At 43.2% G+C, this 2,699-nt stretch carries 1 protein-coding gene and 2 pseudogenes; 2 read left to right on the top strand and 1 reads right to left on the bottom strand.

Translation table 11 applies throughout. The features are described 5' to 3' along the window. A pseudogene (locus tag CXF78_RS19570) lies at window positions 1-445 on the bottom strand (hypothetical protein); the annotation flags it as partial. 303 nt (window positions 446-748) lie between these two features. Here CXF78_RS19570 and CXF78_RS19565 point away from each other — a divergent pair. Continuing rightward, complete coding sequence (locus tag CXF78_RS19565; RefSeq protein ID WP_102037695.1) at window positions 749-2,017, top strand: hypothetical protein; 1,269 nt, start codon at window positions 749-751, stop codon at window positions 2,015-2,017. Window positions 2,018-2,019: 2 nt separating this feature from the next. Continuing rightward, window positions 2,020-2,699 (top strand): annotated as a pseudogene (locus CXF78_RS19560) (LamG domain-containing protein); the annotation flags it as partial.

Raw genomic sequence — 2,699 nt, 5'->3', positions numbered from 1 at the left:
TGATGATTCTTTCTAAGGTTTGGCTAGCAACTGTATAACGCCAGATATTCCATTTAGGTTGTTCATCGTCGTCAACACCATCGATTTCTGGTGCGCGAATGGCCATAAGCAGTTGTTGGCCATCGTCAGACACTGACAGATCGCGAATATCAATCAGCTGATCTTCTGCAAATAAGGCGGCGGTTAAATTCGTCGCAGGTGAATCAGCGAAGGCATTGCGTTTAATGAGTAATTGAGCGCCAGGATTAAAATAGGCAGGATTAAGGGATTGAAATTGTGCGGATGTTTGATCGACCGCAGTTAAATTACGCTCAATATAAGCTACTGGATATTCAACAAGAACGGGATCAGGCTGTTGATCTTTAATTGCTGTCTCAGTGTTACATCCTAATAACAATGTAATTACCGTAAACATCATAATGTTATAGCCCAAAGTCGGCCTCATTTGTTTTCCTTAACGATTTATTATTTTTGTGGGTATCATGGCAAAACCTGATGGCGCCTGACATTATTGCTTTCTAGGACCAGTGTTTCAACATTTTTTATTAAATAATTGAATACTTTATTTTGACGCTGCAAGACACTTTTTTGGCGCCAAGTTATTGGCTGCAAGTGTCAAAAAAATTAACAAAATAAAAACTTTTATTGTGAGCCGTTGAATGATTTAATCAGCACCATTCGATTTTCAGCATGTCCAACATCAATGTCAGTTCAATGTAAGGCAGTCAAGTGCTAACAAGGAGACAGTATGAAGCAACGACTTCGTACGGTAAAAAGCTTCAGCTTATTATCTTATTATGGAAAAACAATGCATTCTAAGGCGTTTAGGAGTGTATTAGTACTTGGTGTGTTTGGTCTTTTCTCGATCAATGCAGTAGCGGCTAGCCTTGAGCAAGCAAAGCAACTGCACGACCGCATAACTGGTGTTCCAGCATCCGAAACCACATTGCAAAATATGGCGGCATTACTGGATGACGGCAAACCCATTGACGCTGCATACCTCGCCATGGAAACGCCGGCATTTTATTCCACTACATTAAAATTATTCGCTACGCCGTGGACCAATATTGATCAAGACATTTTTGCGCCGTTAAATGACTATTCTGCCACTGTGATTGGTGCGGTTAGGGACGATGTTGATTTCAGAGATATTCTGCAAGCAGACATGGTGTATGTGGGTAAAAACAGTTTGAATTTACCCGGTTACAATCGTAATAATAATGACCATTATCAGGCATTAGAAGACCTATTTATTGATTTAAAAGACGGCTTAGAGCGCACCACTCAATCGAGTGTGAATGGATTACCTGCGGATGCAACCGCAGGGGTGTTAACGAGCCGTGCAGCGGCAAAAGAGTTTTTTTATTTAGGCACTAACCGCGCCATGTTCCGTTTTACCTTAATGAATCATTTGTGTACCGATTTAGAGCCATTAAAAGACAACACCCGCCCAACCGATCGTATTCGCCAAGATGTGAGCCGCAGTCCTGGTGGTGACAGCCGTTTATTTATTAATAACTGCTCAAGTTGCCACAGTGGTATGGATCCGCTGGCACAAGCGTTTGCTTATTATGAATATGAGTTTAACCGTGACCAAGATCCAACCGGTGAGGCAGGTGCGATAGCTTACAACACCAGCGGTCAAACCGACCCAGCTACTGGCACCCGAGTGCAAGGTAAGTATCATATCAATTCAACCAGCTTTCCTTTTGGCTATGCCACACCAAACGATAAATGGAACAATTACTGGCGCGAAGGTCCTAATCAAAAATTGGGTTGGGATAACAGTTTATCGGGCCAAGGTAGTGGTGCTAAATCTTTAGGGCAAGAGTTGGCAAACAGCAATGCCTTTGCCCAATGCCAGGTTAAAAAGGTGTTTAAAACTGTATGTTTACGAGATGCAGAAAGCCAAGCGGATATTGCACAAATTAGTGCCACTACGGCTTCTTTTAAACAGAACTCTTACCAACTTAAGCGCGTGTTTGCTGAAGTTGGCAACTACTGTATGGGAGAATAACCGTGAAATATTTAATGGCTAAAGGCCTCGTTATTGTCTCATTATTCTTGGGGCTTTCTGCTTGTGGCGGTGGCGATGTTGAAAAAAATCCGCCTGCGCAACAAACCCCGCAATCTGACGTGTATACCGGCCCCGCAGCGGCAACGGCTGATATTCAAAAATACAAAGCATCATTGTGGGATAATATTTCAACCCAAGACAAATGCGGTGCGTGCCATACCGAAGGTAATCAAGCGCCATATTTTGCCAGTCGTAATAACGTTAACGATGCTTATGCCGCCACCAATCCATTGGTAGATTTATCTGATCCTAAGGCGTCACGTTTAGTCAATAAAGTGGCCGGTGGGCATAATTGCTGGTTAGCCAGTGATTCAGCGTGTGGCGAAACCATGACCCAATGGATCAAGTTATGGGCAGATGAACGTGTTAGCAGTGCCAATACTATTGAGCTGACCGCACCGGTTATTCGTGATCCTGGTTCAAGTAAAAACTTCCCAGATGACAGCAGCTTATTTAGTCAGCACGTTTATCCCATCGTGAGTCAATATTGTGCGTCTTGTCATAACCAAAGCGTGCAAGCTGCACAGTCGCCGTTTTTTGCCAGTAACGACATTGAACAAGCTTATGAAGCGGCTAAAGGGGTGATTAATTTAGATGATCCTGCGCAATCAAGGCTTGTAGT

It is taken from the genome of Shewanella sp. 11B5 (genome assembly GCF_002836795.1).
Taxonomy (GTDB): Bacteria; Pseudomonadota; Gammaproteobacteria; order Enterobacterales; family Shewanellaceae; genus Shewanella; species Shewanella frigidimarina.
Note: the sequence above shows the minus strand (reverse complement) of the source record. Positions and strands in the feature narration are given on the sequence as shown.

What these genes read in the sequence shown, in the direction of transcription:
- CXF78_RS19565 (WP_102037695.1), top strand. Translation starts at nt 749, where the DNA reads ATGAAGCAACGACTTCGTACGGTAAAAAGCTTCAGCTTATTATCTTAT.